24 protein-coding genes are annotated in these 25,931 nt (G+C 65.4%); 10 read left to right on the top strand and 14 right to left on the bottom strand.

All coding sequences use genetic code 11. The annotated features are described in order from the left end of the window. The first annotated feature begins 55 nt into the window (after positions 1-55). Complete coding sequence (locus tag ACZK2G_RS08600) at positions 56-2,086, top strand: esterase/lipase family protein (RefSeq protein WP_478475220.1); 2,031 nt, start codon at positions 56-58, stop codon at positions 2,084-2,086. Positions 2,087-2,103: 17 nt separating this feature from the next. On the opposite strand, the gene ACZK2G_RS08595 is transcribed toward ACZK2G_RS08600, so the two are convergent. Beyond that, positions 2,104-3,327, bottom strand: a complete 1,224-nt coding sequence (locus ACZK2G_RS08595; RefSeq protein WP_046983376.1) for a cytochrome P450 — start codon at positions 3,325-3,327, stop codon at positions 2,104-2,106. Positions 3,328-3,706: 379 nt separating this feature from the next. Between ACZK2G_RS08595 and hchA the strand changes: the two genes are divergently transcribed. The 6 genes from hchA to ACZK2G_RS08565 all read left to right on the top strand — a co-directional run bounded on the left by hchA (position 3,707) and on the right by ACZK2G_RS08565 (position 7,246). Further along, a complete protein-coding gene (gene hchA / locus ACZK2G_RS08590) occupies positions 3,707-4,579 on the top strand; it encodes a glyoxalase III HchA (RefSeq protein WP_136638804.1) in 873 nt (290 codons plus the stop codon). 5 nt (positions 4,580-4,584) lie between these two features. After that, positions 4,585-5,289 carry a PA1136 family autoinducer-binding transcriptional regulator gene (locus ACZK2G_RS08585; RefSeq protein ID WP_478475217.1) on the top strand — a complete coding sequence of 235 codons (705 nt, stop codon included), beginning with the start codon at positions 4,585-4,587 and terminating at the stop codon, positions 5,287-5,289. A gap of 87 nt (positions 5,290-5,376) precedes the next feature. Continuing rightward, positions 5,377-5,610 (top strand): hypothetical protein, encoded by a 234-nt coding sequence (locus tag ACZK2G_RS08580; protein ID WP_046983394.1) that lies wholly within the window; start codon positions 5,377-5,379, stop codon positions 5,608-5,610. Between the two features lie 132 nt (positions 5,611-5,742). Next, entirely contained in the window at positions 5,743-5,982 is a 240-nt protein-coding gene (locus ACZK2G_RS08575; RefSeq protein WP_248298468.1) for a hypothetical protein, read from the top strand. Between the two features lie 25 nt (positions 5,983-6,007). Next, entirely contained in the window at positions 6,008-6,253 is a 246-nt protein-coding gene (locus ACZK2G_RS08570; protein ID WP_478475214.1) for a hypothetical protein, read from the top strand. A gap of 138 nt (positions 6,254-6,391) precedes the next feature. After that, the gene (locus tag ACZK2G_RS08565; RefSeq protein WP_046983381.1) at positions 6,392-7,246 is read left to right on the top strand and encodes an endonuclease/exonuclease/phosphatase family protein; all 855 of its coding nucleotides are present in this window, start codon (positions 6,392-6,394) and stop codon (positions 7,244-7,246) included. Between the two features lie 20 nt (positions 7,247-7,266). Here the strand turns inward: ACZK2G_RS08565 and ACZK2G_RS08560 are convergent, their stop codons facing one another. Beyond that, entirely contained in the window at positions 7,267-7,530 is a 264-nt protein-coding gene (locus tag ACZK2G_RS08560) for a hypothetical protein (protein ID WP_046983382.1), read from the bottom strand. A 139-nt stretch (positions 7,531-7,669) separates the two neighbouring features. On the opposite strand from ACZK2G_RS08560, the gene ACZK2G_RS08555 reads away from it, so the two are divergent. Next, positions 7,670-8,047, top strand: a complete 378-nt coding sequence (locus ACZK2G_RS08555; protein WP_478475211.1) for a VOC family protein — start codon at positions 7,670-7,672, stop codon at positions 8,045-8,047. A gap of 42 nt (positions 8,048-8,089) precedes the next feature. Here ACZK2G_RS08555 and ACZK2G_RS08550 read toward each other — a convergent pair whose 3' ends face one another. The 6 genes from ACZK2G_RS08550 to ACZK2G_RS08525 form a co-directional block, all read right to left on the bottom strand. Further along, a complete protein-coding gene (locus ACZK2G_RS08550; RefSeq protein ID WP_004153207.1) occupies positions 8,090-9,511 on the bottom strand; it encodes an efflux transporter outer membrane subunit in 1,422 nt (473 codons plus the stop codon). Continuing rightward, positions 9,505-10,242, bottom strand: coding sequence for an SDR family oxidoreductase (locus ACZK2G_RS08545; RefSeq protein WP_012510730.1), 738 nt, complete (start codon positions 10,240-10,242; stop codon positions 9,505-9,507). Before ACZK2G_RS08545 ends, ACZK2G_RS08550 begins: the two co-directional genes overlap by 7 nt. Positions 10,243-10,306: 64 nt before the next feature. Continuing rightward, entirely contained in the window at positions 10,307-13,477 is a 3,171-nt protein-coding gene (locus ACZK2G_RS08540; RefSeq protein WP_012510729.1) for an efflux RND transporter permease subunit, read from the bottom strand. Positions 13,478-13,589: 112 nt separating this feature from the next. After that, positions 13,590-14,816 (bottom strand): efflux RND transporter periplasmic adaptor subunit, encoded by a 1,227-nt coding sequence (locus tag ACZK2G_RS08535; protein ID WP_046983395.1) that lies wholly within the window; start codon positions 14,814-14,816, stop codon positions 13,590-13,592. A 91-nt stretch (positions 14,817-14,907) separates the two neighbouring features. Continuing rightward, on the bottom strand, positions 14,908-15,678 hold the full coding sequence (locus ACZK2G_RS08530; protein WP_032969666.1) for an SDR family NAD(P)-dependent oxidoreductase: 771 nt from the start codon (positions 15,676-15,678) through the stop codon (positions 14,908-14,910). Next, positions 15,675-15,902: a hypothetical protein gene (locus ACZK2G_RS08525; protein WP_012510726.1), complete on the bottom strand. Its 228-nt coding sequence runs from the start codon at positions 15,900-15,902 to the stop codon at positions 15,675-15,677. Before ACZK2G_RS08525 ends, ACZK2G_RS08530 begins: the two co-directional genes overlap by 4 nt. Positions 15,903-16,049: 147 nt before the next feature. On the opposite strand from ACZK2G_RS08525, the gene ACZK2G_RS08520 reads away from it, so the two are divergent. Further along, on the top strand, positions 16,050-17,081 hold the full coding sequence (locus tag ACZK2G_RS08520) for a LysR family transcriptional regulator (protein ID WP_046983384.1): 1,032 nt from the start codon (positions 16,050-16,052) through the stop codon (positions 17,079-17,081). A 186-nt stretch (positions 17,082-17,267) separates the two neighbouring features. On the opposite strand, the gene ACZK2G_RS08515 is transcribed toward ACZK2G_RS08520, so the two are convergent. Both ACZK2G_RS08515 and ACZK2G_RS08510 read right to left on the bottom strand, forming a co-directional pair. Continuing rightward, a complete protein-coding gene (locus ACZK2G_RS08515) occupies positions 17,268-17,963 on the bottom strand; it encodes a YiaD family glycine zipper/OmpA-like lipoprotein (protein ID WP_012510724.1) in 696 nt (231 codons plus the stop codon). 140 nt (positions 17,964-18,103) lie between these two features. Continuing rightward, on the bottom strand, positions 18,104-19,519 hold the full coding sequence (locus ACZK2G_RS08510) for a cryptochrome/photolyase family protein (protein ID WP_046983385.1): 1,416 nt from the start codon (positions 19,517-19,519) through the stop codon (positions 18,104-18,106). Positions 19,520-19,628: 109 nt separating this feature from the next. Between ACZK2G_RS08510 and ACZK2G_RS08505 the strand changes: the two genes are divergently transcribed. Next, complete coding sequence (locus ACZK2G_RS08505) at positions 19,629-20,213, top strand: SMI1/KNR4 family protein (protein WP_136638810.1); 585 nt, start codon at positions 19,629-19,631, stop codon at positions 20,211-20,213. Between the two features lie 19 nt (positions 20,214-20,232). Here the strand turns inward: ACZK2G_RS08505 and ACZK2G_RS08500 are convergent, their stop codons facing one another. The 4 genes from ACZK2G_RS08500 to ACZK2G_RS08485 are packed head-to-tail and all read right to left on the bottom strand — an operon-like array spanning position 20,233 to position 25,848. Next, positions 20,233-20,844, bottom strand: coding sequence for an inorganic diphosphatase (locus ACZK2G_RS08500; RefSeq protein WP_046983387.1), 612 nt, complete (start codon positions 20,842-20,844; stop codon positions 20,233-20,235). Positions 20,845-20,855: 11 nt separating this feature from the next. Next, positions 20,856-22,205, bottom strand: a complete 1,350-nt coding sequence (locus ACZK2G_RS08495; protein ID WP_478475571.1) for a purple acid phosphatase family protein — start codon at positions 22,203-22,205, stop codon at positions 20,856-20,858. 14 nt (positions 22,206-22,219) lie between these two features. Beyond that, the gene (locus tag ACZK2G_RS08490; protein WP_478475206.1) at positions 22,220-23,335 is read right to left on the bottom strand and encodes a phytase; all 1,116 of its coding nucleotides are present in this window, start codon (positions 23,333-23,335) and stop codon (positions 22,220-22,222) included. Then, a complete protein-coding gene (locus tag ACZK2G_RS08485) occupies positions 23,335-25,848 on the bottom strand; it encodes a TonB-dependent receptor (RefSeq protein WP_478475570.1) in 2,514 nt (837 codons plus the stop codon). The genes ACZK2G_RS08490 and ACZK2G_RS08485 overlap by 1 nt, the downstream gene beginning before the upstream one ends. Positions 25,849-25,931 lie beyond the last annotated feature (83 nt).

Here is a 25,931-nt window from a genome sequence, read left to right as displayed (position 1 = left end):
TCTTCCGCTTTGACAGGCCTGTCGTTAGAGTGTCGCCACCGCGCAGGAGGATCGTATGGCAACCACGGGCTTGGGCTTCATCGGCCGCACGACCCTCATCATCACCGTGCTGCTCACCCTTGGTGGCTGCGCGACGCTGCGCCAGTTCGGGCCGTCGGTGCAGGTGGCCTCGGTCACGCCCGGCCAGTACATCGCGCTCAAGCGCGGCGACATCCTCACCACCGGCAAGCTCAGCTCGGCAACGACGGAAACCCTGCGCGTGGCCGGCCTGGACGAAGGCGTCTGCGCCAAACCTGGCTTGCCCTGCATCGAAGCGATGGAAGCCACCATCGTGGTGCGCGAGGAGGACAAGCGCTCGAGCCTTGCCGAGTTGTGGCTGCAGTACGCCTTGACCCTGCCCGCACCGAAACGCGAGTACTCCGCCTCGGGCCGGGCCAAGACCACCATCACCGAACTGGACGCCGACTTCCAGCCGCGCCTGGATGCCTGGATGCAGGTCGCGCGGCAGGCTTACGGGTATCTGTTCTTCACCGAGCGCACCGCCAACCAGCGTGGCTTCGAAGATCGCCAGACCCAGGTGCGTGACTATTACAACCTGGCCGTGCAGGAAGCTTCGGTGCAGCTGTACAACGCCTATGCCACCGGCCGCGTGCACAGCGAAGCCAGCCATTTCCAGCTCGGCCGCTGGACTTTCGTACTCGCCCCATCGGGCGAAGCTTCACCACTGGACACGCGTACCCCCACCGAGCTGGTGCCCGCTGCCTCGCTCTCGTTCACCGGCACGCTGCGCAGCGTGCACCGCCGCGATGGCTTCGGCGCGGAGCTGGTGGCTGTGATGAATGATCCAGCCAATGCCAGCGCCACGCCAACTACGGCCTCTACGGCGTCTACGACCGCGACGGCAGCGACGGCAGCGACGCAGCGCAGTTGGAGCGAGATGCCCTCGCCATCGATGACAGTGTTGCTGCGCTTCTCCGGAAAGAACCTGTGGGAAGTGCTGCACGACGACGAGCCGGAACTGGAGATTCACGATCCCTACCAGGTCACGGAAGTCACCCTGCACGGACAGGAAGTGCCGCTGGCCGCGAACTTCACCGCTGGCTACGCACTGTGGCTGGCGCGCTCGAACTTCAGCCACCAGTCGCTGCGCTCGCTGTTCGGTGGCAAGGGCGGCATCGATACGCCGCACCTGTACATGATGCAGCCGTACGATCCGAACCGTCGCGTGCTGCTGATGATCCACGGCCTGGCCAGCAGCCCGGAAGCCTGGGTCAACGTCGCCAACGAGCTGATGCGCGACGAGGAGATCCGCCAGGATTTCCAGATCTGGCAGTTCTACTACCCGACCAACATGCCGATCGCGATGAGCCACGATGCGATGCGTCATACGCTGGCCGAGGTCTTCCAGCACTTCGACCCCAGCGGCAAGGCGCAGGCCTCGCATGACATGGTGCTGGTCGGCCACAGCATGGGCGGCGTGATTGCTCGGCTGATGATCTCCTCTTCAGGCGACCACCTGGTCGATACCCTGCTGGCCACCGCACAGATGACGCCGGCGCAGCAGGAACTGCTGCGCACCAAGGGCGCGCCGGTGCTGACCTTCCTGCCGGAACCGGAAGTATCGCGCGTGGTGTTCATCGCCACGCCGCACCGCGGCACCGATGTGGCGAGCACCCGCCTGGGCCGCTGGATCGGCCGCCTGGTGCGCTTGCCGCTGACCGTACTGGAAGACGTGGCCACCATCGCCAACGACGGCAAGATCGATCGCAACGACGGCAAGCACGGCTACCAGATGAACAGCATCCAGAACCTGGACAAGGACGATCCCTTTGTGCGCGCCGTGGCCGACCTGCCAATGGCGCCGAAGGTGCACTACCACTCGATCATCGCCCGCGCCAAGGCCGACGGCCCGCTGGAGAAGACTGACGATGGGCTGGTGCCGTACTGGAGCTCGCACCTGCCACATGCGGTTTCGGAAAGGGTGATCGTGTCCGGGCACAGCGTGCAGGAGGCAACCCCGGCAATCGTCGAACTGCGGCGGATCCTGCACGAGGACATTCAGGAGCATGACCGCCCGGGCAACTGATCCGCCCGTCCCTCTCCTCAGGAAGCCGAGGCGCGGCGCGAGAACGTACCCTGCAGCGCTGCTGGGATCGCGAAGCCCTCCATGCGCACCTCCGGGCGGTAATCCGCGCCGGGGGTGAATCGATATTCGCGTGCGAGCAGCGCGCACAGGAGTACCAGCTGCGCATTTCCCACCGCCGATCCCACGCAGGAACGCGATGGGAAGCCATAAGGCACATAGATGCCGGCCGTCCGCTTGCGACGCTCGGGCAACCAGCGGTCTGGATCGAACAACAGCGGATCGTCCCAGTACTTCGACGACCGGTGCTGGATGAACGAGCTCAGCTCGAACACCGTGCCTTCCTTGATGGCCTGCCCATCCACCTGCAGATCGCAGGCCGCCACGCGTCGATTGTTGAAGGGAGTGGAGTACAGACGCATCACTTCCTTCAGGAACCGCATCGTGCAGGGAATGCGGGCGATGGGCAATGCATGGATCTCCGCGTCCGACAGCGGCGCGAACTCCTCTTCAATGCGTTGCCGCCAATGCGGATGCATCTGCATGGCCAGCAGCAGGCAGGCAGCCATCATGCCCGGCACCCCGGAGATGGCAATCAACTGCACCGTAACCAGATAGGTCACCTTGTCCAGCCCGATGCGCTCACGCAGCGTCAGCAGTGACTGCGCGTAGTCCAGCGAAGAGCGCCCGCTACGGACGCGGCGCTTCAACTCTGCATGGATCGTCCGCGACTCGCCACGGCCGATGAGGAAATTGCGCAGCAGGTGGCGCCGGTGGATGACCTGCTCGACCTGGGTGGTGTAGCGCAGATGCAGGGCACGTTCGATGGCAGCGGTACCGCGTGCATCAAGCCCGTCGATCACCAGAGGAACGAGCGGATGCGCCATCACTTTCCACACCGCCGGCGTCGCATCCAATTCATGCCCGCACAGCGCATCCAGTGCCTGCCGCATGCGCGACTGCAGCGTCTTGAGGGTATCCACGCCAGTGAGCTCGGCACTGCAGGCGGCGATCAGGCTGCGTACTTCGGTCCAGCGCACGCGCTCGTGCCGGCGGAACAGATCGGCCAGCGATTCAACCACGAACAGGTGCTCGGAATTCTCCTTGTCAACCTTCCCGGCCAGCTCCGGGCAGAACACCCCGATGCCGCCGGTTTCCAGATGCAGTACCGGTCCTTCGCGCTCCACGCGCGCGGCCAACCGCTCGGCAGCAACGGTGCTGCCTTCATTCGACATCCCTTGCATGCAGTGCGCCTCCGGCAGAAAGGGACTCGAAAGACGAGTCCCTTCGTCTTGCTACCGCTCAAACGCGGGGTTGCCCCGCAGGATCAGAACTCGACCCAGAGCGGCCAGGTATTCCACACACTGCTCTTCTCGTTCGGATGGATATTCAGAGTGACGCGCAATGCTCGGGCGAATCTTTTCATTTTCATTCCTTTGCTTGCTGTGTGGTTATGCCGGGATTATCCCGGCACCGGCTAGATAGCACGACATAATGCTGCTGTCCAACCAGACCAAGTGCCGCGGTGCAACATCAGGGCCGTGGCAGATTGGGGGAATTCCCTCATCGCACGTGCGCAGCGGCCCTTCTATGCTGGCCCCACTTTCCCCGCAGGAGGTCCGCATGAACACGCAAGAGCCCAGCCGCCAGCCCAGTCCCGATCCGGCCGAGCGTGACGCCTTCTTCCCTTCCCCGTACTCGCTGTCGCAGTTCACTTCGGCGAAGAGTGACCTGTCCGGCGCCGACTACCCGGATGCGCGCCGCGATGGCCGCTGGAAGGTGCTGATGATCGCCGCCGACGAGCGCTATCTGCCGACCGCCAACGGCCATCTTTTTTCCACCGGCAACCACCCGGTGGAAACCCTGCTGCCGATGTACCACCTGGACAAGGCCGGCTTCGAGATCGACGTGGCGACGCTGTCCGGCAATGCCACCAAGTTCGAATGGTGGGCATTCCCGCGCGAGGACAAGGAGATCGGCGGACTGTATGAGCGCTATGAAGAGCACTTCCGCCAGCCGCTGCAGCTGCACGACGTGGTGGCCGGCCTCGATGCCGATTCGGACTACGCAGCAGTGTTCATCCCCGGTGGCCATGGCGCGTTGATCGGCCTGCCGGAAAGCCGCGCGGTGAAGGCCACCCTGCAGTGGGCAATGGCCCAGCAACGCCACATCATCACCCTCTGCCACGGCCCTGCTGCATTGCTGGCTGCCGGCGTCGACGAAGCCGATGGCGGCTCACTGTTCCGTGGCTATCGCATCTGCGCGTTCCCCGATGCAATGGACCGGCAGACACCCGACATCGGCTACATGCCGGGGCAGCTGCAGTGGTTCTTCGGTGAACGGCTTGCGCAACAGGGCGTGCAGATCGTCAACGAAGGCATCGACGGCAGCGTGCTGCAGGACCGCCTGCTGCTGACCGGCGACAGCCCACTTGCCGGCAACGCGCTGGGCAAGCTGGCCGCACGCACCCTGCTCGACACACTGGCCGGGCGCTGACCCCGATGGCCGAGCTGGTGCAGGCACTGCTTGGCCTTGAAAACGCCCACTCGCTGGCTGCGGTGGGCGCGTTACTGCGCGGCGTCGCCGCGCCACTTGGCTACGATCGTGTGCTGGTATTCGCCACCGGCACCGGGCTGGAGCGCGACGCGCAGCGCGTGTACTGGATAGAGGGCGACTGGCTCGGCGATGGCAACGATACCGACCTTGCCCGCTACCTGCACACCTGTCCGGTCAATCGCCACGTACTGGACAGCGATGCACCGTTCTTCTGGAGCAAGCGCCAGGGCGTGCGCGGCGAACGCTACCAGGTGGTAAAGCAGCCACGTGGTGAAGGCCTGCACGGTCTGCAGGTGCCGGTGTTCGGCACCACCGGCCTGGAGGGCGCGATCAGCTTTGCCGGTACGTCAATCGACGCGTCGGCCAGCGCGCGCCTGCAGCTGGAGGCTGCTGCAACTGCAGCATTCCGAGCCGCGCGCCAACTGGCCGAATCGCCTGCCGAGCTTTCGGGAAGCGCGCTGAGCAACCGCGAGCGCGAAGTGCTGCGCTGGGTTGCCGCCGGCCGCCGGCAGGCTGAGATCGCGGCTACGCTTGGGCTTTCCACGCGCACGGTGGAGAATCACCTGCGCCACGCGCGCCTACGCCTGGGTGTGGCGACCACCGCGCAGGCAGTGCGTGCCGCCAGCCGTCGCGGCGAGATCGAGGACTGATCCCGGCAAGGCACTTCCGGCAGTCGGATTCACGTGATACACACGCCATGCGCATGTGCGCGATTGCAGAAAGCAAGGATGATGCTTATGAAACTGCAACTGGCCGCGATGGCCGCGTTGTTGGTGGCAACTGCAACCCTGGCTCCGGTGGCGGACGCCAACACAGGGGTCCCGAGAGAGAATGTTTCCTGTGTGCCAGTGAATGTGGACCGCAACCGCGTTCACCACCACTGCACGGAAACCTACACCGATGAATTCGGCAATGTCTACACAGCCGAGTACTGGATCGACGAGTACGGCAACCCCTACCTGCGCGACTGATCCGCGCGGGGACTCCGCCGGGCCGCGAGCCGGGCCGGCGCGTACGCAGCAGCCCTCGCGTAACAGAACTGCGGGCGCGGCGGCTGCACGACACAGCGCGAACGCGCGATTTCAGACACAAGGATGATGCCCATGAAACTGGACTTGGCCGCAATGGCCGCATTGGTTGTGGCAGTCGCTGGAATGATGTCTGCAGGTACCGCACGCGCGGGGGTTACCTCCCCGCCCGGCAGCGTGACCCGCTGCGAACCGTTTGAAGTGGAGCGTTACCGCATCCACCAGCACTGCATCGTGACCATGCCCGATGCCGGCGGCGATATCTTCCTCACTGAGTACTGGATCGACGAATACGGCAATCCGTACCTGATGTAAGCCCCCACCAACAAGGAGCGTGAGGATGAGACTGCAGAAAGGTTTGTTGGCATGTTCGTTTGCCGCCGTGCTTGCCGTGTCGATGCTGGCCCCGGTCGCCACCACGACGGCCGCCGAAGTCGTCGAGGTCCAGGAAGAATGCGTGCCCTTCCGCGTCGCTGGAAACGTGTTCCACCAACGCTGCACGACGTACGTGGTCTACGACGATGGCTCCCGCGAAGTGGCCGGGCATTACAACCGTGACGAAAACGGGATGATGTACGACCCCTGATCGCGCTCACGCGATCCGCCGGGCGGCGCTTTCATCGCCCGCCCGGCACCGGCCAGCCGCCCATCCCGGCATACCGCTGCCCCCGCGTTCCATGGCATGCTCCGTGAAACCGTTTTCATGGAATGGAGGGATTCCACGATGTTGTCGCGCTTCCATCGCCCTGCGCTGTGCGCACTGTTGGCGCTTGCTCTGCCTGCCGTTGCCTGGGCCGCTGCGCCGGCGCCACTGAAGGTGATGTCGTTCAATGTCCGCACCCCGGCTGATACCGAACCGGGCAAGCGCTGGCCGGACCGTCGCGATGCCATGGTCAAGGTCATCCTCGATGCACACCCGGCCGTGATCGGCACTCAGGAACTGGTGAAGGAGCAGGCCGACTACCTGTCCGAGCACCTGCCCGGTTACCGCTGGTTCGGCGAAGGCCGCCGCGGTGGAAGCGGTGACGAACACATGGGCGTGTTCTACGACAGCACGGTGCTGGCCATCGAGGAGTCCGGCAACTTCTGGCTGTCCGATACGCCCGACGTGCCCGGCAGCATCAGCTGGGGCAACCTGTATCCGCGCATGGTCACCTGGGCCCTGTTCCGGCGTCTGGATGATGGCCGTCGTTTCTACTTCATGGATACCCACCTGCCCTACCGCGACGAGGACGAGCCGCGCCGGGTGAAGGGTGCCGAACTGATCGGCAAGCGCCTGGCGTTGCTGCCGGCCGACCTGCCGGTGGTGCTGACCGGAGACTTCAACAGCGAACCGGGCGGCGACACCTACAAGGCGTTTACCCGCGTGCTGCAGGACACCCGTCCCCAGGTGAAGGCGCCGCAGGGCCCGCGCCTGACCTTCCACGACTTCACCGGCAAGGCCACCTCCCAGCTGGATTGGGTGCTGGTGCGTGGTTTCCATGCGCGCAGCTTCCTCACCGATGACCGGCGCGTCGATGGCGTGCTGCCGTCCGATCATTTCCCGCTGGTGGTCGAGCTGGACTGGCCGGCACACTGAAACCCATGCGGCAGCCGCGACTACGGTGGCGGCTGCCGTGACAACAGGCGATACAACGCCTGATGCTGGTTGCGCGCCTGGCAGATGCGCGCGCCGATCGCCAGGAACACGGAGATGCCGATCAGGCCCAGCCCCAGCATCTGATCCGGCAGGCGCACGAAGCCGATCGCAGCCGCCATCGTAGCCAACACCATCAGCACTACGACCGCTACCGACAGCCCTGCGCCAGGCGGTCCCGGATCACCAAACAGCATGCGCTGGGTATCGCGTTTGTCATCGCTCATCGCCTTCCCTCCTTGAATCTGCCCCACTAGTTACACCGCGGGCCCCGGTTCTGGCAGAGTCAGAAACGTCATGACTGTGACAACGTCCACAGCACGCGACGCGCTACCCTTCCTCCATTCCCGAACTGTGGAGAAGGGCATGGCACACCAGAGCCGCCTGGCCGGATTCATCATCGACTGCGAGGGCATTCCCCCCGACGAAGGCGCACGCTTCTGGGCCGCCGCGCTTGGCCTGAAGGCGCAACCCGCCTATGCCGAAGGCGGCGCCGAGTACGCCGACCTGCAGGGCGCACCCGCGGGCCTGAACGTGGAAGTGCAACGTGTCGATCACCCTTCACGGGTGCACCTGGACATCGAGAGCGACGACATCGACGCCGAGGCCGACCGCCTGGAGAAGCTTGGCGCGCGCCGGATTGGCTTCGTCAAACGCTGGTGGGTCATGGAAGCGCCCACCGGGCATCGCTTCTGCATCGTGCGCATGCGCGAGCGTGAGGTATCGGCCAATCACTGGACCTGAAAGCAGAAGGGGACGGAAGCCACTGCGTCCGTCCCCTCCGGTTTACTGCACCTGCGCCACGCTGGGTTGCTGCGGCGATTGCCCCCAGCCGCCCAGCGCCTTGTACACACCCACTACGCTGACATTGACCTCGGCTTCGGCCGCGGCCAATGCATCATCAGCGGACAGCTGGGTGCGCTGTGCATCGAGCAGGGTCAGGAAGTCTTCCGAACCTTCGCGGTAGCGGATCTGCGCCAGCGACTCGGCTCGCCGTGCCGCCTGCGCCTGCTCGACCACGATGGCCAGGCGCGCCTGCTGCTTGGAATAGCGGGTCAGCGCGTTCTCGGTGTCTTCCAGTGCCAGCAGCACGGCCTGTTCGTACTGCGCGGCCACACCTTCGGCCTCGGCCTTGCTGGCACGCAGGCGTGCACGCACAGTGCCGAAGTCGAACGCCGCCCAGCTCAACGACGGGGTCAGCGACCAGGCCTTGTTGTTGCCGTTGACCAGACCGCTGGCGTCACCCCCAAGGAAACCGACGAAGCCGGACAGCGACAGCCGCGGGAACAGATCGGCAGTGGCCACGCCCACACGTGCGGTCGCCGCCGCCAGGCGACGCTCGGCCACGCGCACGTCGGCACGCTGGCGCAGCAGCTCGCGGGTATCACCCAGCGGCAACGCCTTGGCATAGGCCGGCACTTCGTGCGGTGCCAGCATCGCGGTCAGCGTCTCCGGACGCTGGCCCAGCAGCACCGCCAGTCGGTTGCGCGACTGCGTCTCGGCCACTTCCAGCAGCGGAATATCGGCCTCGATCGCCTTCAGCCGTGCACGGCTGCTCTGCACGTCCAGCTCGCTGCCGGCGCCCAGTTCCCAGCGCGCCTCGGTCAGCTTCTGCGTTTCGCGCAGATTGACGAGAGTGTGCTGGGCCACGGCGATGCGCTTCTGCGTGCCGCGCAGCTCGAAGTAGTTGCGTGCCACTTCGGCGGCGACCAGCACCTGCGCGTCGGCCAGGTTGGCCTGCTCGGCATCGAGGTCGGCACGCGCGGCTTCTGCAGCACGGCGCTTGCGGCCGAACAGATCCAGCTCCCAGCCCGCATCGAAGCCGAGCTGGTAGCTTTCACTGAACACCCGCTGCCCACCCAGCTGCGGATCGGGTTGCTTGCGGCGATCATAGCTGCCGCCTGCGGTGACATGCGGCGCCTGGTCGAAGCGACTCTCGACGAACACCGCACGGGCCTGGCTGACGCGGGCCACGGCCACACGCAGGTCCAGGTTGTCCGACAGTGCGCCATGCACCAGCTCTTCCAGCACCGGATCATCGAACTGCGCCCACCAGCTGGCGACTGGCGAGGTGGTGCTGAATACCGGCTGCTGCGCACCCTGCAGGACCACCGGTTCCTGCACCGGCGCCTTGTAGTTCGGGCCGACGCTGACACAGCCTGCCAGCACCAGGCTGGAGACGGCCATCGCCAACGTGCGGATCACCATGGCAGCACCTCACCCAGGTAAGTGAAGCTGCCGTTCGGACCTTCATGGCCGATCAGTGCCATCTGCACGCTGGAGCGCGCGCCTTCGCTGATCTCGATCTCGCCGTGGCCGCCGTTCATATCGGTTTTCACGTAACCCGGATGCACGGTGTTGACCTTGATCTGGGTGCTGCGCAGTTCATGGGCCAGCGCCAGTGTCCAGCTGTTCACCGCCGCCTTGGAGGCGTTGTACGCCGGAATCTTGAAATCGTAGATGCCCGAAGTCGGATCAGCGTGCAGGGTCTGCGAACCGAGCATGCTGGATACGTTGACGATGCGCCCGGACTTGGCCTGCCTGACCAGCGGCAGGAAGGCCTGGGTCACCGCCACCAGCGCGTACACGTTGGTGTCGAAGGTGCGCTTCCAGGTATCCAGCGACTGTTCGGACGGCGCCTGCGCCGGGTTCTCGATCATGATGCCGGCGTTGTTGACCAGGATATCCAGGCGCCCGTGGCGTTGGCGTACCTGCTCGACCGCTTCGGCGATGCTGGCCGCGTCGGTCACGTCCAGCTGGATGGCCTCCACCGGCAGGCCCTCGGCCTGCAGCTTCAGTGCCTGCTCGACGGCGGTCTCGCGCTTGCGGCCGGCCAGCAGCGTGTGCACGCCGGCCTGGGCCAGCTGGCGCACGGTCTCGGCGCCGATGCCGCGGGTAGCGCCGGTGACCAGCGCGATCTTGTTCTGATGGGAGTTCATGGATTCATGCCTTGTGAGGGGAAAGCCGCCGCCGGCCAGTGACCGGCGGCGACGGGGTTCCATGTCAGTGATGGATGGTCGGCTCGCCGTGCTGCACCAGCTTGCCACCACCATTGCGGGTGACGAACTTGCGCAGGGCTACGTAGAACACCGGCGTCAGGAACAGGCCGAACAGGGTCACGCCCAGCATGCCGGCGAACACGGTGATACCGGTCACCGAGCGCACTTCGGCACCCGCACCATGCGACAGCACCAGCGGCACCGTGCCAGCGATGAAGGCGATGGAGGTCATCACGATCGGGCGCAGACGCAGACGGCACGCTTCCAGTGCCGATTCAACGATGCCCTTGCCGCCCATCTCCAGCTCTCTGGCGAATTCGACGATCAGGATCGCGTTCTTGCACGCCAGGCCCATCAGCACCACCAGGCCGACCTGCACGAACACGTTGTTGTCACCTCCGGTCAGCCACACGCCGAACAGCGCGGACAGCAGGGTCATCGGCACGATCAGGATCACCGCCAGCGGCAGCGACCAGCTCTCGTACAGCGCGGCCAGCACCAGGAAGGCCAGCATGATCGCCACAGGGAACACGATGAAGGCAGCCTTGCCCTGGGTTGCCTGCTGGTAGCTCAGGTCGGTCCATTCGGTGGTCATGCCCACCGGCAGCACCTTGCCGGCGATCTCGGTCAGCTTGTTCATCGCCTCGGCCGAAGACAGCAGGCGCGGGTCGGCCTCACCGGCCAGGTCAGCCGCCGGGTAGCCGTTGAAGCGCAGCACCGGGTCCGGGCCGAAGGTCTGCTTGATGGTGACCATCGAACCGATCGGCACCATCTCGCCACGGTCGTTGCGGGTACGCAGCTTGCCGATGTCTTCGACGCTCTCGCGGAACGGGCCGTCGGCCTGGGCGATCACCTGCCAGGTACGACCGAACTGGTTGAAGTCATTGACGTAGGCCGAACCGAGATAGGTCTGCAGCGTGTCGAACAGCTCGGTGAGCTGCACGCCCTGCGCCTTGGCCTTGACGCGATCCACTTCAGCATCCAGCTGCGGCACATTGGCCTGGTAGCTGCTGATCGGGAAGGCCATGCCCGGGGTCTGCGCGACGGTACCCTGCATCGCCTGCACGGCGTTCTGCAGCGCACCGTAGCCCAGGTTGCCACGGTCCTCGATGAACATCTGGTAGCCGTTGCCGTTGCCCAGGCCAAGGATCGGCGGCGGCATCATCGCGAACGCGAAGCCCTCCTGCAGGCCGGCGATCTTCTGGTTGATCTCGGCGTTGATCTGCGCGGCGGTACGGCCATGACGCTCGGCGAACGGCTTGAGCGGAATGAATGCCACACCGGTGTTCGGGGTGTTGGTGAACTGCAGTGCGTTCAGGCCCGGGAACGAAATGGTGTGGGCCACGCCATCGGTTTCCTGGGCGATCTTGGCAACCTTGCGCAGCATTTCATCGGTACGCGCGATCGACGAGCCTTCCGGCAGCTTCACGCCCGCGATCAGGTACAGCTTGTCCTGGGTCGGGATGAAGCCCGGCGGCACCAGCTTGAAGATCACGCCGGTACCGACCAGCAGGATCGCGTAGACCACGAACACCGCACCGCGACGGCCGAGGATCTTCGACACGCCACGCTCGTACTTCTCCGAGCTGGACTTGAAGAAGCGGTTGAACGGACGGAACACCCAGCCGAACAGGCGGTCGATGATCCGGGTCGGAGCGTCCTTGGCCGCGTCATGCGGCTTCAACAGGCGCGCGGCCAGGGCCGGCGACAGGGTCAGCGAATTGATCGCCGAGATCACCGTGGAAATGGCGATGGTGACCGCGAACTGCTTGTAGAACTGGCCGGTGACACCGGACAGGAACGCCATCGGCACGAACACGGCACACAACACCAGCGCGATCGCCACGATCGGGCCGGACACCTCACGCATGGCCTGGTGTGCCGCCGCAGTGGGCGACAGGCCTTCCTCGATGTTGCGCTCGACGTTCTCCACCACCACGATCGCGTCGTCGACCACGATGCCGATCGCCAGCACCAGGCCGAACAGGCTCAGCGTATTGATCGAGAAGCCCAGCAGGTACAGCGCTGCGAAGGTACCCACCACCGACACCGGCACCGCGATCAACGGGATGATCGAGGCACGCCAGGTCTGCAGGAACAGGATCACCACCAGCACCACCAGGGCGATGGCTTCCAGCAGCGTGGAGACCACGGCCTTGATCGAGTCGCGCACGAAGATGGTGGTGTCATACACCGCTTCGTACTTCACGTCGGCCGGCATGGTCTTCTGCATCTCGTCCATCGTCGAGATGACCTGGTCACGGATCTCCAGTGCATTGGCACCCGGCGACTGGAAGATACCGATACCCACCGCGTTCTTGCCGTCCAGCTGCGAGCGCAGGGTGTAGTCACCGGCGCCCAGTTCCAGGCGGGCCACGTCGGCCAGGCGAACGATCTCGCCATCCACACCGCTCTTGAGCACGATGTCGCCGAATTCCTTCTCGGACTTGAGGCGGCCCTGGGCATTGATCAGGGTCAGGAACTGGCTGTTCGGCAGCGGTTCGGCGCCCAGCTGGCCGGCCGAGACCTGCACGTTCTGCTCGCGCATGGCGCGCACCACGTCACTGGCGGTCAGGCCGCGCGAGGCGACTTTGTCCGGGTCCAGCCAGGCACGCATGGCGTAGTCGCCACCACCGAAGATCTGCGCGTCACCCACGCCCGGAATACGCGCCAGCGCATCCTTGACGTGCAGGCGGGCGTAGTTGCGCAGGTACAGGGTGTCGTACTTGCCTTGCGGCGAGGTCAGGTGCACCACCATCAGGAAGGTCGGCGACTGCTTCTGCGTGGTCACGCCCTGCCGGCGCACGTCCTCGGGCAGGCGCGCCTGCGCCTGCGCCACGCGGTTCTGCACCTTCACCGCGGCCGCGTCCGGGTCGGTGCCCGGGCGGAAGGTGACGGTCATCTGCAGCACGCCGTCGGAACCGGCAACCGACTTCAGGTACATCATGCCTTCGACGCCGTTGATTGCTTCTTCAAGCGGCGTGGCGACGGTCTCGGCAATGACCTTGGGGTTGGCGCCCGGATACACCGTGCGCACCACCACCGACGGCGGGACCACTTCCGGGTACTCGCTGATCGGCAGGATGGGAATTGTGATCAGGCCTGCGGCGAAGATCACGATCGACAGCACCGCCGCGAAGATCGGCCTGTCGATGAAGAAACGGGAAAAGTCCATGGAGGAATTCCTGGAAAAGGCGTTCGGCGGGCAACAGCCACCCTGCCCCTCGCCGATATGACGAAGGCAGGGAAGGCTGCCGCTGGCGCCGGCAGCTAAGCGGGGACGCGGTTCAGTGGTTCAGTGCAGCGGTGGCATCGCGACCCGGTGCCGGCGGCGCAGCCTGCGGCTGCATCGCCACGGCCTTGGCCTGCACCGGCATGCCCGGCATGAAGACCTTCTGCACGCCGTCGATGATCACCTTGTCGCCGGCGGCCAGGCCGTGTTCGACAATGCGCAGGCCGTCGGCGGTGCGGCCGAGCTGGATGTCACGGCGCTGGGCCTTGCCATCCTTGTCGACCACGTAGACGTACTTGCGATCCTGGTCGGTCAGTACCGCCTTGTCGTCGATCAGCAGGGCCTGGAACTGGCCGCTGCCGAGCAGCTGCACACGGGCGAACAGGCCCGGGGTGAACTGGCGGTCGGCATTGTCCAGCAGTGCACGGACACGGATGGTGCCGGTGCTGCGGGCCACCTGGTTGTCGAGGAAGTCGACCTTGCCCGAATGCGGGTAGCCCTCTTCGCCGGACAGGCCGACCTTCACCGGCAGATCGCTGTCACGCTCGCTCGGGCGTTCGCCCTTGCGTGCCATCTGTGCGTAGCGCAGGAAGGTGCTTTCGTCGGCATCGAAGTAGACGAACACGGTATCCAGCGACACCAGGGTGGTCAGCACGCTGGCGCTGTCGCCCGCAGTGACCAGGTTGCCAGCGGTGACCATCGCGCGGCCGGCACGGCCGTCGATCGGGGCCCGCACCTTGGTGAACTCCAGGTTGAGGCGGGCGGCATCCACCGCCGCCTGCGCCGCCTGCACGGCCGCACCGGACTGGTCGGCCGCAGCACGACGCTGCTCGGCCGTCTCGGTGGAAATGGCCTGCTGCTCGGACAGCCGCTTGGCACGCTCCGATTCGCTGCGGGCCAACGTCGCCTGGGTGCGGGCGCGGGCCAGTTCGGCAGCAGCGCGATCGTACTCGGCCTGGTAGCTGCGCGCGTCGATGGTGAAGAGCACTTCGCCCTTCTTCACTTCCTGGCCTTCGACGTAGTTGACCTTGTCGATGTAGCCGGACACGCGCGGGCGAAGTTCAACGCTCTGCACCGCCTCGACGCGGCCGCTGAACTCGTCCCACTGGCTGACCTGCTTGACCAGGACCGGCGCGGCACTGACCTGCGGCGGCGGCGGTGCGCCCGCTTCTTCGGCGTGGCCGCCGCTGCAGGCCGCAAGCACGGCTGCGGCGAGGATCGACACGCCGACCATCGCGATGCGATGGCCGAAACGATGTGGGGTGGTATTGGGGGAAGTCATGGCATGCATCCGTACGGAGGGGTGGTACAGCTAGATGAGAACGTGTTGCAAAAACGGGCGGCGTATCCTGCGACCTCAACCAAGGTCGAGGTCAAGCAACGCCGGCGGTATCGCGCCACAAAGGTGGAATTTCCAGGTGCAGCAGGCCACGCGGCAGCTCGGCATCACTGCTGTCACAACGGACGACGGCGCGGTTGTCGCGGCATCCATCCAGCAGCGAGACCACGCGACGGCCGACCAGCAGCGAGCTCGGCCACTCGATGCAGGCATTGGCCGCGTTGGCCGGGGTACACACCGGGCTGCAGACTTCCAGCATCTGCGCGCGCACGCCGATCGCCTGCGCTTCCTGGTGCACCACCTGCGCGTACATGCGCATCGCGGCAGCCGTGATCGAGCTTTCGCCGTAACCGGCCCACGGCTTGACGGCGGCCGGGCTGCCGATCATCACGTAGCGACGTGCGTGCACGTTGTCCTGCAGCAACGGCAGCAGGTGGCGCACCGCGTGCACGTGCGGCATCAGGTCAGCCTGCAGCGCGCCGAGCAGTTCATTGCCATTGCGATCGACCACGCGACCGCGGCGGTAGGGACCGCCCATGGCCGCGATCACAGCGGCCAGCGGCCGTGGGCGCTGCGCGACCCGCTCGGCCAACGCACGCGCCGAACCATCGTCGCTGAGCGAGCCGAGCAGCGTTTCCAGGCCTGGCTCATCGGCGAACTGCTCATGCAGCGCTGCCAGCCGGCCCGGATCGCGACCGACCACCAGCACCGGGCTGCCGGCTTCCAGCAATGCGCCAACCACGCCCTGCCCCACGGCACCGGTGCCGCCGAGAACCAGAACTTCGGGCGTCAACATCCCATTCACGGGACATTTCCTCCCAAATCCGGGATAGTCCCAATTCGGCGCAGTCGGTCGCCCTTGTGGGGAACCAGGCGGATGGCACCGCCACGCTGCTGACGCATGGGCGCGGTAAACTCACGGAAGTCCTTGTGCACCAAGGAACTCGGGCGGACTTCAACGGTCATTGCCAGGTCCAGGGTGCTCTGGCCGGCGTTCCGGAGACGGGCAAGAATGTTGCGCAGGCTCATGGCGGACGGGCTCCAAATAACGAATGGCGCCACGATAGACCTCAAACCTTTACTTGATTAGTCCTGATTAAGGGGAATAATCATCCCGCTCCCGGTCCAATCGTTCTGTCACGATTGTCCCATCCCCGACGTCCAGGATCCCAGACCATGTCCCACGATCTCAACGAGACGCTGATCTTCGTCAAAGTGGTCGAGCAAGGCAGTTTCATTGCCGCTGCCAAATCGCTCGGCCTGCCCAAGACCACGGTCAGCCGCAAGGTGCAGGAACTGGAGACGCGCCTGGGTGCGCGCCTGCTGCACCGGACCACGCGCCGCCTTGGCCTTACCGAAGCCGGCTCGATCTACCACGAGCACTGCCAGCGCATCGCGCGCGAACTGGAAGAAGCCGAAAGCGCGGTCAGCCAGCTGCAGTCCGGCCCACGCGGTTGGCTGCGCTTCACCGTGCCCTATTCGATCGGCATCACCTGGATTGCGCCGCTGCTGGGCCAGTTCCATGCGCAGTATCCAGAGATCCGCCTCGACATGCATATGGGCAATGAGAAGCTGGACCTGATTGCCGGCGAAGCCGATCTGGCTCTGCGCGTGGGTGCCCTGCCCGATTCCAACCTGGTGGCACGCAAGCTCGGCAGCCTGCGCACGCAGGTGTTCGCCAGCCCGGCCTACATCGAACGCTATGGTGAGCCGCTGCATCCGGAAGAGCTGCAGTTCCATCGTATCCTGGCGATGCGCAAGCCGTACCACACCGGCAACTCGCCGCGCTTCACTTGGCAGCTGGGCGAGAATGGCGGCGAGTTGCGTGACTTCCCGGTCACCCCATTGATGACCGCCAACGACATGTCCGCGCTCAATGGTGCGCTGGTGTGTGGCGAAGGCCTGCTGTTGACCGGCGATGTGATGGCCAAGCCGTTCGTCGAATCAGGCATGGTGCGCCGCGTTCTGGCTGGCTGGACCGGACCGGAGGTGGACTTCAATGCCGTGTTCGCCGGCGGCCGCCTGGTCTCGCCGAAGGTACGTGCATTCGTCGACTTCCTGGTCGAGAAGCTCAACTTCGACGCCAATTACATGCTGGCGCAGTGCCCGGGCGCGAAGCTGGCGCAGCAGCAGAAGGAAAAGGAAGACGCTGCGTTGGAAATCAGCGGCAAGCGGATCCTGGAAAAGGTCGCGGCTTCGGCGGCGTAGTCCACAACGATGCCGCGCGCCAATTTCCTGGTAGATGCCGACCTTGGTCGGCGCCATTGGAACAGCCGCGACCGGGAACGCTATCGGCTTGCCGAGCAAGCTCGGCACCCACAAAAATGCCGCCTGCAAGGGCGGCATTTTCGTTCCGGCCGATGGCCGGACCGGCTCAAGCAATAACGCGTAGCGTTACTGCTTGAGCGGAATCACGCGGATTTCGACGCGGCGGTTCTTGGCGCGGCCGGCATCGGTGCTGTTGTCGGCAATCGGGTACGACTTGCCAGCGCCCAGGGTTTCGATGCGCACGCTCTGCACACCTTGGCCAACCAGATACTGCGCGACCGAGTCGGCACGTTCCTTGGACAGACGGTTGTTCACTGCGTCGCTGCCGATGCTGTCGGTGTGGCCAACCACTTCGATCATGGTCTGGTTGTAGTCACGCAGAGTACCTGCAACACCGTTGAGCGAGCCGTAGAACTGCGGCTTCAGGGTCGCCTTGCCGAAGTCGAAGGTGATGCCGTCCGGCAGGTTCAGCATGATGTTGTCGCCCTGGCGCTGCACATCGATGCCGGTGTTGGCGGTGCGCTCGCGCAGTGCGCGTTCCTGGCGGTCCTGGTACTGGCCGACGGCCGCGCCGCTGAGCGCGCCGATGCCGGCGCCGATCAGCGCGTGCTGACGACGCTCCGTGGCGCTGTCACCGGTCAGCAGGCCGGCGGCCACGCCGATGGCGGTACCGATCAGCGCGTTGCGGCCGGTGCGATTCTGCTGCTCGGTCGGGTTGCCGTACTGGTCACTCTGCACATAGGAGCCGCCAGTGGCGCAGGCCGACAGGACGGCCGCACTCATCAGGGCCAGTGCGACGTTGCGGGTGGTGTTGCGGATCATGGGGTTCTCCTTGGTTTCCGGTCGGGCCGGCGGCTTGCGGGCGCAAAGAGAATAAACAGCCCAATGCGATGCCGGAATGATGATCCCGCACGCCGACAGGGCCGCGTTCAGCTAACTGACTGGATCGACCAAGGAGCGCTTTACCCTGCCCCCGACTGACGGTAGGCGGCCAACGCTGCATCCCGGCCCGCGGCCAGATCCACCAGCGGCGTGCGCGGATAGTCCGGGGCATGTGCGGCCAGCAGCAACGGATGCTGCCAGGGCGCGAAGCGCGCTTTCACCGGCAATGCTGCCAGCTCGGGCACCCAGCGGCTGATGTAGCGGGCCTGCGGATCGAACTTCTCGGCCTGGGTGACTGGATTGAATACCCGGAAGTACGGCGCTGCGTCGGCACCGGTGCCGGCCACCCATTGCCAGCCCATCGTGTTGTTGGCCAGGTCCGCGTCGACCAGGGTGTCCCAGAACCAGCGCGCACCGTGCAGCCAGTGCGCACGCAGATGCTTGCACAGGTAACTGGCAACGATCATGCGCACCCGGTTGTGCATGTAGCCGGTATGCCACAGCTCGCGCAGGCCCGCATCGACGATCGGCACGCCAGTGTTGCCGCGCTGCCAGTCGTGCAGCTGCGCGGCACTGGGCGTGGACCACGGGAAACGGTCAAAGCGCGGGTTGAGGTTGTCTGTGGGCGTCTTCGGGAAGTGGTGCAGCAGGTGATAGGCAAAATCACGCCAGCCCAGCTGGCGCAGGTAACCATCGATATCGGCGTCGGTGCCCGCACTGCGCAGCCCTTCCAGCGCGTGGGCGATGCGCCACGGTGCGATCTCGCCGAAATGCAGGTGCGGCGACATTCGCGAGGTGCCCACGCGATCCGGCAGGTCACGCTGCTCGCGGTAACCGCGCAACGCGCCGTCCTCGAACACGGACAACGCCTCCAGCGCACCGGCTTCGCCCGGCTGCCAGTGCTCCCAGAAGCCGGTGTCCCAGTCCAGCGTGGGCGCGAGCCGCAACTCCTCCAGCCCGAGGCTGTCGACCGAATGTGCCGTCAGCGCCTTCGGTGCGGCCTGCAGCGCGGGCAGGCACCAGTGGCTGAGCACGTTGCGCCAGTACGGCGTGAATACTTTGTACGGCTGGCCCTGCTGGGTGGCGATATCCCACGGCTCGAACAGCAGGCTGCCATTGCAGCTCTGTGCGTCGATGCCCTGCTCGCGCAGCGTGCGCTTGATGGTGGCGTCGCGTGGCTGGGTGGCGGGTTCATACTTGCGGTTCCAGTACACCGCTTCGGCGCCAGTCTGCTGGATCAACGCCTGCAAGGTCGGCAGGCTGTCACCGGCGCACAGCACCAGTGAGGAACCGCGCGCGCGCAGGTCGGCGTCCAATGCGCCCAGTGAACGGTGGCGCCACGCATCCGAGGCCGCACCGGGTACCCACTCGCCTTCCTCGTGCGGCGCGTGGATGTAGACCGGTACCACCTCGTGACCGGCGTCCAGCGCGGCCTGCAGGGCAGGATTGTCCTGCAGCCGCAGATCACGGCGGAACCATAGCAACGCTACCGACACATGCACCGCCTTCGTTATGGAAGGCGGTCATGATAGCCAGCCGCGGTGAAGGCATTGCAGGCGAAGCGCGTCTGCTAGGCTGCCGGGCCGCTGCCCGCTGGACCCTGCCATGAATGATCTGCACACCTCATTTGCCCGCTTCGGGCTGCTGCATGCCCAGCGCGAAGGTGACTGGCAGGGCCCATTCCCGTTACCCCCAGTGCTGGCGCGCTTCTACGCGCAGGTCGGACCGCTGGGCGATGAGATCAGTGCCAAGGTGGGTGCAGCCGGTATCACCATCCCTGGCCTTGATGTCTGGATACCGCCGCTGCAGCGCCTGTGGAGCCACCAGGCCGGCTATCGCTGGCACGGCATCAGTGGCGAGCCCATCGACGATTGGCCATCGAACTGGCTGGTGATTGCCGACCGCGGCGCCGATCCCTTCATCCTCGACCTGGACGACGGCCGCGTGCTGTTCAGTCATCACGGTGCTGGCCTGCTGGATGCCGGCGAGATTGTTGCCGACGTCCCCACTCTGATGGCGGCTCTGGCGGCGGCCGGCACCGTGTATCTGGAGGCCGGCGACGACCTCTACGACGATGATGACGATGGGGGCATCCGTGCCGTGCACGAGGAAGCCGCGGTGCAGGCGGTTGCGCAGGTGCTTGGCAACCGCCTGGATGCCGAGTGCCTGCTGGAAACACTGCGAGGCTGAATCCACGCATGGCGTGGATCTACCTCTCGAAACGCTGCATCGCCTCGCTGATCAGCACACGCGCTTCGGCGGCATCGCCCCAGCCGTTGAGCTGCACCGGATTGCGGCCTGTCGGCAGGTCCTTGTAGACCCGGAAGAACGCCTCGATGCGCTGCCGCTCAACTTCCGGCAGATCCTTCAGGTCGCGGATGTTGGCGTAGGTCGGGTCGACCTTGTCGGTGGGCACGCCGATGATCTTCTCGTCATGCTCGCCGCCGTCGATCATCTTCAGGTAGCCGATCGGCCGGAAGCGCACGATTACGCCCGGATGCAGTGGTTCACGGGTCAACACCAGCGCATCCAGGGGATCGTTGTCACCGGCCAGCGTGCGCGGCATCGAGCCGTAGTTGGCCGGATAGGCCACCGGCATCGACTGGAAGCGGTCCACATGCACCAGACCGTCTTCCTTGATCTCGTACTTGGTGAAGCTGCCAGCGGGGATCTCCACCGCCAGGTTCACCTCCAGCGGGGCCTGCTTCGGCTGCGCGACCAGGAACGGATGCAGCACCGCGTCGGCAGCAGCAACCGCACCGGCCAGAATCAGCAGTGCACCGCCGATGGCGGCCATCGGGACGATACGACGTGTCGTCATGGCGTTTCCTCTCACTCCCAACAACGGTCTGCGCGACCTTTGGCAGTCTGCGCACGGGGGCATTCACGCGAAGTGATGCGGCCCTCGCGCTGCTCCAGCCGCTGCTTGCCGCCCTTGGCATCACGACGCAGTTCAAACGCGTCGTACAGGCGACCGGTCACCGTGCGCGCCTCGTAACGCAGTTGCTGCGGATCGATGCGCAGCACCTGGAACAGCTGGGTGTCTTCGGCCACCGGATCCATCGTTCTGCGTGCTTCGCCGGAAAGGCGGTACTGCTTGGGCCCGGCCACGGTCACCACGTACTGAGGCGTGGCGCCCTGCCCTTCACCGCGACGGCCGTAGGTGTGATCGTGGCCCTGCAGCACCAGGTCCACGTTGTGGCGGCGCACCACCGGCAACAGCACATCACGCAGCGCGGCGTTCTCGCGGCCTTCGCGCGGCGAATAGAACGGCTGGTGCAGCAGCACGATGGTCCATGGCTGCGGATTGCCGGTCAGCACCTTGTCCAGCCACTGCGCCTGCGCCTTGGCCGTGCCAAGGTCGAGTGCCGAAGTACCATCAACCACGGCCACGCGCACGCCCTGTGCATCGAACCAGTAGCTGGTCTGCTGCGCGGCGGTGGCGCCATTGCCCGGCAGCGCGAACGTCACCGGCCGATGCTTGCCCAGCACGCGGCGTTCCTGCGGGGTGTCCTCGAATTCCTCGAAGTACTCGTGGTTGCCTATCGCCGGCGCCACCAGTGTTTCCTGCGCCAGCCAGCCGACGGCAGCGAACCACTCGCCCCACTCGCTGTCATCCATGTTGTCGCCGCCGCTGACCAGGTCACCGGCGAACAGGCTCATGCGTGCCTCCGGTGCGGCCTTCTGCGCGGCACGGATCACGCGGCTGACATGGCTGACGTTCTTGTTCTGGGTATCGCCGAAGTACAGCAGCGTCAACGGCTGGTCGGCGGCGGCCAGCGTACGCAGCTGGTTCCAGGCGCTCCAGCTGCCATTGCCCTGCACGCGGTAGACGTACTGGGTATCCGGCTGCAGGCCGCTGATGTCCGCGCGATGATGATGCGACAGCCCGTTCTCGGTCTGCAGTGCGCGGGTCGTCGCACGCACCTGGCGGATCCCCTCGATGGCCGGTGAGTCACCGGCCACGGCAATCTCCAGCAGCGGCGCCTGCACGCTGCCATCAGTACGCCAGGCCACGGCAAAGCCATGGCCGGGATCGGCCGCGGGCGATGCCACGATGCGATCCGGCACCGTGGATGCTGCGTAGTAGCGGCTGCCTGCCGGCAGCTGGGTGTTCGGCTCGGCCGCCGCAGACGCCAGCGACGGCAATACCAGCAGCAGGCCAAGCACCAGCGAACGCATCACGCACTGGCCGCTCATGCGCCACACTCCAGCGGCAGCGCGAGCTGCTTGGCGATGCTCTCCCAGTCGAAGGCCACCACGCCCTGGTCGTCATGCACCGCATACAGCGCACCGTGCGGGAAGCGTGGGCTGGCCCGCTGCATCAACCAGATGCCATCGGTGTTGGCCACCGTATTGCCCTGGAACGCACCCACCGGCTTCAGCGTATGCCGGTCGAACAGATGGAACACGCTGCGCTGTTTGCCCTGTTCGGTGGTGATCCACCAGCCGTCCTTGCCACAGGTGCGCAGGGTCACGCCTTCAGCCTGCGCCTTGAACACATCGCGGCCGAAGGTGGTGCCGGTGAAACGCCCGGCCAGGGTGTAGACCTTGAACTCGCTGGCGTAGCTTTCATCCTCTTCAGCGATCAACAGGCGATCGTTCTCCGGATCGCCCCAGATCGATTCCACCACACGCAGTGCGCCAGCCTCGCTGGTATCCCCGATGTCCGCCACGCGCTTCGCTTCGACCCTGGCACCGTCGCGGGTCACGTGGTACTGGCGCACGCGTTTGTCCAGCTCGGCCAGCGGCGGCAGGATGTCACGGCCCTGCGCATCCTCGCCGTTGTCCCAGGAGTCGGTGACGTAGACGCTGTAGCCATCGGCACGGCGGTCGACCCACAACCCGTACGGCTTGCGCAGATCCTCGGCAGCGAATGTTGCCAGCGGGGTGAAGTCCGGCAGGCTCAGCACCTGCACGCGATGATTGTCGCGCTCCACGATCCACAGCAGGTCGTCGGTCACTGCAATGCCGTTTGGGCGATCGAACTGCCCTGGCCCGGTGCCGCTGCTGCCAACGTCACGCAGGTGCTGGCCGGTGCTGCCATCGTAGACCACCAGCTTGTCGGTGGCCTTGGCGGTGGCAATCAGCCACAGCTTGCCATCCGGCGCACGCCACGCCGCCGGCGAATCGATGTTGTCGGCCGGGGTCAGTGGAGTGACAAATGCCTCGGCGATGGTCGCCACCGCCCGCTGTGCCGCGGGCTTCGCTGCTGGGGCGGCCACGGCCGGATCATTGCCGGTGGCAGGCGTGCAGCCTGCCAGCAGAGTAGCCGCCAATGCTGCGGCAAGGACCGGGATGCGGCGCCCCATCACAGCGCCACCTTCAGGCCCAGCGCATAGGTACGGCCGTACTCTTCCATCTGCAGGGTGCGCGAGCGCGTCCCCTGGTACAGCTCCAGCGGCTTGTCCAGCAGGTTCTGCGCCTCGAAGTACATGCTCACACGCGGGGTGAACTTGTAGTCCAGCGAGAAATCGAGCTGGGTGTTGGGTGCAACGTAGATGTCGAATGCGCGGCCCTTGCCGATGCTGTCCAGGTACTCGCTGCGGTACACCGCCGCCAGCCGCGTACTGACACCATACTTTTCATAGCCGATGTGGGCGCTGTAGACATGCTTGGAGGCGCGCGGCAGGGTGAAATCCTCCCCGGCGCGGTCCTTGATGCCGGCATCGAACCTGGTATCCAGCCAGGTACCGCTGGCGCCGACCAGCAGGCCGTCCAGGCCGGCTGGCAGGAAAGCCAGCTGCTGCTGCCAGTTGAATTCCGCACCGCGCACGGTGGCCTTGCGGCCATTGATCGGCTGGGTCACGTCGAAGCCGCCATAAGCGGGATCATTCGTCCGCACCGTTTGCACGATGTAGCCATCGATCGACTTGTGGAACAGGCCAAGTGAAACGATACCGGTGCTGCCGATGTACTTCTCCACCGACAGGTCGATGTTCTTCGACTCGTACGGATCCAGTTCCGGATTACCCAGGCGCACTTCCTCGTCGCCGCGGCTGTAGCCCACGCGTGGCGAGACATCGCCGAAGGAAGGACGCGATACGGTCTTGTTGGCCGAGGCGCGCAGTACCCAGTCATCGGCCGCGTCGTAGCGCAGGTGCAGGCCCGGCAGCACGTTGGTGTAGCTGCTGTTGGCCACGCGCGGGGTAACCGTGAAGCTGCGCCCGTTGGCGGCCACCTCCACCTGGTTGCCGGTTGCCTTGAACTGGGTGTTCTCCGCGCGCACACCGCCGATGATGCGCAGTGCACCCACGTCCCAGGTGCCCATGGCATAGCTGGCGAAGATGTCTTCGCTGGCCACGTAGTCCTCTTCCAGCGATGTCATCGCGTTGCCACCGACATCCTGCGGGCGAGCGCTGTACTGGCCACCATTGGCCGCCCAGAAGGCACGCATCGCGGCCGAATCCATGCCGTCACCCAGGTTGCCGTGGCGGTGTTCCGGCGAGGAGGTTGTCCAGCTCGACAGCGCCACCTTCGGGCCGACGCGCAGCTCGCGCTCGTCCACATTCACGTCGCGGTCGCGCCAGCGGCCCAGCAGGCCGAACTTGATGCTGCTGCTGTCGCCGTCGAAGCGCACGTTGACCTGCGCGCTGTGTTCCTTGTCGTTGACCTGCTTGGGCGAGAGCACGAAGCGGTCGAACGCGTAGTTGCCATTGTCCAGCCACTGCGGGTTGTCGAAGCTGTAGCTGGGCAGGCGGCTACGCTGGTCCAGGGTGCCATTGAAGGCCTTGCCATCAAGCTTGAAACGGGCCTCCATCTCGTCGTTCACCCGCTCTTCGGTGCGGGTGTAGCCGATCCGGTAATCGACCACGGCGTTGGTCAGCTTGTTCTCGCCACCGAGACTTGCCGCGAAGGTGTTCTCCTTCTTGGTGCGGTAGCGCATGCGCTTGTCGATGGAATCCTTCGGCATGCCATCCAGCCGATACTGGTCGGTGCCGGTCTTGACCATCTTCGCGTCGTCGAAGTTGAAGATCACGCGCTGGCGGGTCTCCGCATCGTCGAACTGGCTGTACAGCGTGCGCAGGTAGTATTTGCTGTCTTCATTCGGGCGCCAGTCGAGGTTGAGGTTGGCACCGATGCGCTTGCGCTCGATCTCGTACTTGCGATGCTGCAGGTTGATCGCGGTGACATCGCCGGGGACGGCGTTGTCCTCGCCGTCATACTCCACTTCGGTGTTGTCCGACTCGAACTTGCGCTTCTGGTAGTTCACGCCCAGCGCCACACCGAAGGTGTCGTTGAACACTTCGCTGTAATTGAAGGCGGCCTTGGGACTGGTCTCGCCGGACAGCTGCTGGTGGCTGCCTTCGATCTTGCCACGCAGGCTGCGACCGTCGCGGTCGAATGCCGAGGCCGACTCCACAAGCACGGCGCCACCGATGGCATCACCCGGCATGTCCGGGGTCGGCGACTTCACTACGCGCAGGCGCTCGGTGGAATCGGATGGAATCACATCCAGCGGTGCGGCACGACTGGAATCTTCCGGCGTACCGACGGCAATGCCGTCCACGCTGACGCTGTTGAGGTTGGCGTCCAGGCCGCGGATGACCACGAAGCGCCCTTCGCCCTGGTCGCGGGTCACGCTGATGCCCGGCAGGCGCTGCAGCGATTCGGCGACATTCTTGTCCGGGTACTGGCCCAGTGCATCGGAGGACACGGCATCTTCGATCGCATCACTGCTGCGCTTCAGGTCAACGGCGCGGATCTGTGATTCGAGCTGGGCGCGCACTTCGATGCGGTCCAGATCGACCGCCTCAGCGGCCACGGCGCCGGTGGCGGCAACCGCCTGCTGCCCGGCCGCCTGCAGCGGAGCTGCGGCCCCCATCGCCAGGGTCAGGGTGATGGCAACGGCCAACGGAGTCTTGATATGCACTGGGAATCCCCATTCCTGTTAAGAATGGGTCTGCA

This window comes from Stenotrophomonas sp. 107298_Sma (genome assembly GCF_056480345.1).
Note: the sequence above shows the minus strand (reverse complement) of the source record. Positions and strands in the feature narration are given on the sequence as shown.

Excerpts from the sequence above, each read along its gene's own strand:
- ACZK2G_RS08515 (WP_012510724.1), bottom strand. The coding sequence starts at position 17,963 with ATGATCCGCAACACCACCCGCAACGTCGCACTGGCCCTGATGAGTGCG.
- ACZK2G_RS08490 (WP_478475206.1), bottom strand. The coding sequence starts at position 23,335 with ATGGGGCGCCGCATCCCGGTCCTTGCCGCAGCATTGGCGGCTACTCTG.
- ACZK2G_RS08495 (WP_478475571.1), bottom strand. The coding sequence starts at position 22,205 with ATGCGTTCGCTGGTGCTTGGCCTGCTGCTGGTATTGCCGTCGCTGGCG.
- ACZK2G_RS08555 (WP_478475211.1), top strand. The coding sequence starts at position 7,670 with ATGGCACACCAGAGCCGCCTGGCCGGATTCATCATCGACTGCGAGGGC.
- ACZK2G_RS08485 (WP_478475570.1), bottom strand. The coding sequence starts at position 25,848 with ATGGGGGCCGCAGCTCCGCTGCAGGCGGCCGGGCAGCAGGCGGTTGCC.
- ACZK2G_RS08560 (WP_046983382.1), bottom strand. The coding sequence starts at position 7,530 with ATGAGCGATGACAAACGCGATACCCAGCGCATGCTGTTTGGTGATCCG.
- ACZK2G_RS08595 (WP_046983376.1), bottom strand. The coding sequence starts at position 3,327 with ATGCAAGGGATGTCGAATGAAGGCAGCACCGTTGCTGCCGAGCGGTTG.
- ACZK2G_RS08540 (WP_012510729.1), bottom strand. The coding sequence starts at position 13,477 with ATGGACTTTTCCCGTTTCTTCATCGACAGGCCGATCTTCGCGGCGGTG.
- ACZK2G_RS08580 (WP_046983394.1), top strand. The coding sequence starts at position 5,377 with ATGAAACTGCAACTGGCCGCGATGGCCGCGTTGTTGGTGGCAACTGCA.
- ACZK2G_RS08600 (WP_478475220.1), top strand. The coding sequence starts at position 56 with ATGGCAACCACGGGCTTGGGCTTCATCGGCCGCACGACCCTCATCATC.
- ACZK2G_RS08500 (WP_046983387.1), bottom strand. The coding sequence starts at position 20,844 with ATGACGACACGTCGTATCGTCCCGATGGCCGCCATCGGCGGTGCACTG.
- ACZK2G_RS08550 (WP_004153207.1), bottom strand. The coding sequence starts at position 9,511 with ATGGTGATCCGCACGTTGGCGATGGCCGTCTCCAGCCTGGTGCTGGCA.
- ACZK2G_RS08575 (WP_248298468.1), top strand. The coding sequence starts at position 5,743 with ATGAAACTGGACTTGGCCGCAATGGCCGCATTGGTTGTGGCAGTCGCT.
- ACZK2G_RS08535 (WP_046983395.1), bottom strand. The coding sequence starts at position 14,816 with ATGACTTCCCCCAATACCACCCCACATCGTTTCGGCCATCGCATCGCG.
- ACZK2G_RS08570 (WP_478475214.1), top strand. The coding sequence starts at position 6,008 with ATGAGACTGCAGAAAGGTTTGTTGGCATGTTCGTTTGCCGCCGTGCTT.
- ACZK2G_RS08545 (WP_012510730.1), bottom strand. The coding sequence starts at position 10,242 with ATGAACTCCCATCAGAACAAGATCGCGCTGGTCACCGGCGCTACCCGC.
- ACZK2G_RS08525 (WP_012510726.1), bottom strand. The coding sequence starts at position 15,902 with ATGAGCCTGCGCAACATTCTTGCCCGTCTCCGGAACGCCGGCCAGAGC.
- ACZK2G_RS08520 (WP_046983384.1), top strand. The coding sequence starts at position 16,050 with ATGTCCCACGATCTCAACGAGACGCTGATCTTCGTCAAAGTGGTCGAG.
- hchA (WP_136638804.1), top strand. The coding sequence starts at position 3,707 with ATGAACACGCAAGAGCCCAGCCGCCAGCCCAGTCCCGATCCGGCCGAG.
- ACZK2G_RS08505 (WP_136638810.1), top strand. The coding sequence starts at position 19,629 with ATGAATGATCTGCACACCTCATTTGCCCGCTTCGGGCTGCTGCATGCC.
- ACZK2G_RS08585 (WP_478475217.1), top strand. The coding sequence starts at position 4,585 with ATGGCCGAGCTGGTGCAGGCACTGCTTGGCCTTGAAAACGCCCACTCG.
- ACZK2G_RS08565 (WP_046983381.1), top strand. The coding sequence starts at position 6,392 with ATGTTGTCGCGCTTCCATCGCCCTGCGCTGTGCGCACTGTTGGCGCTT.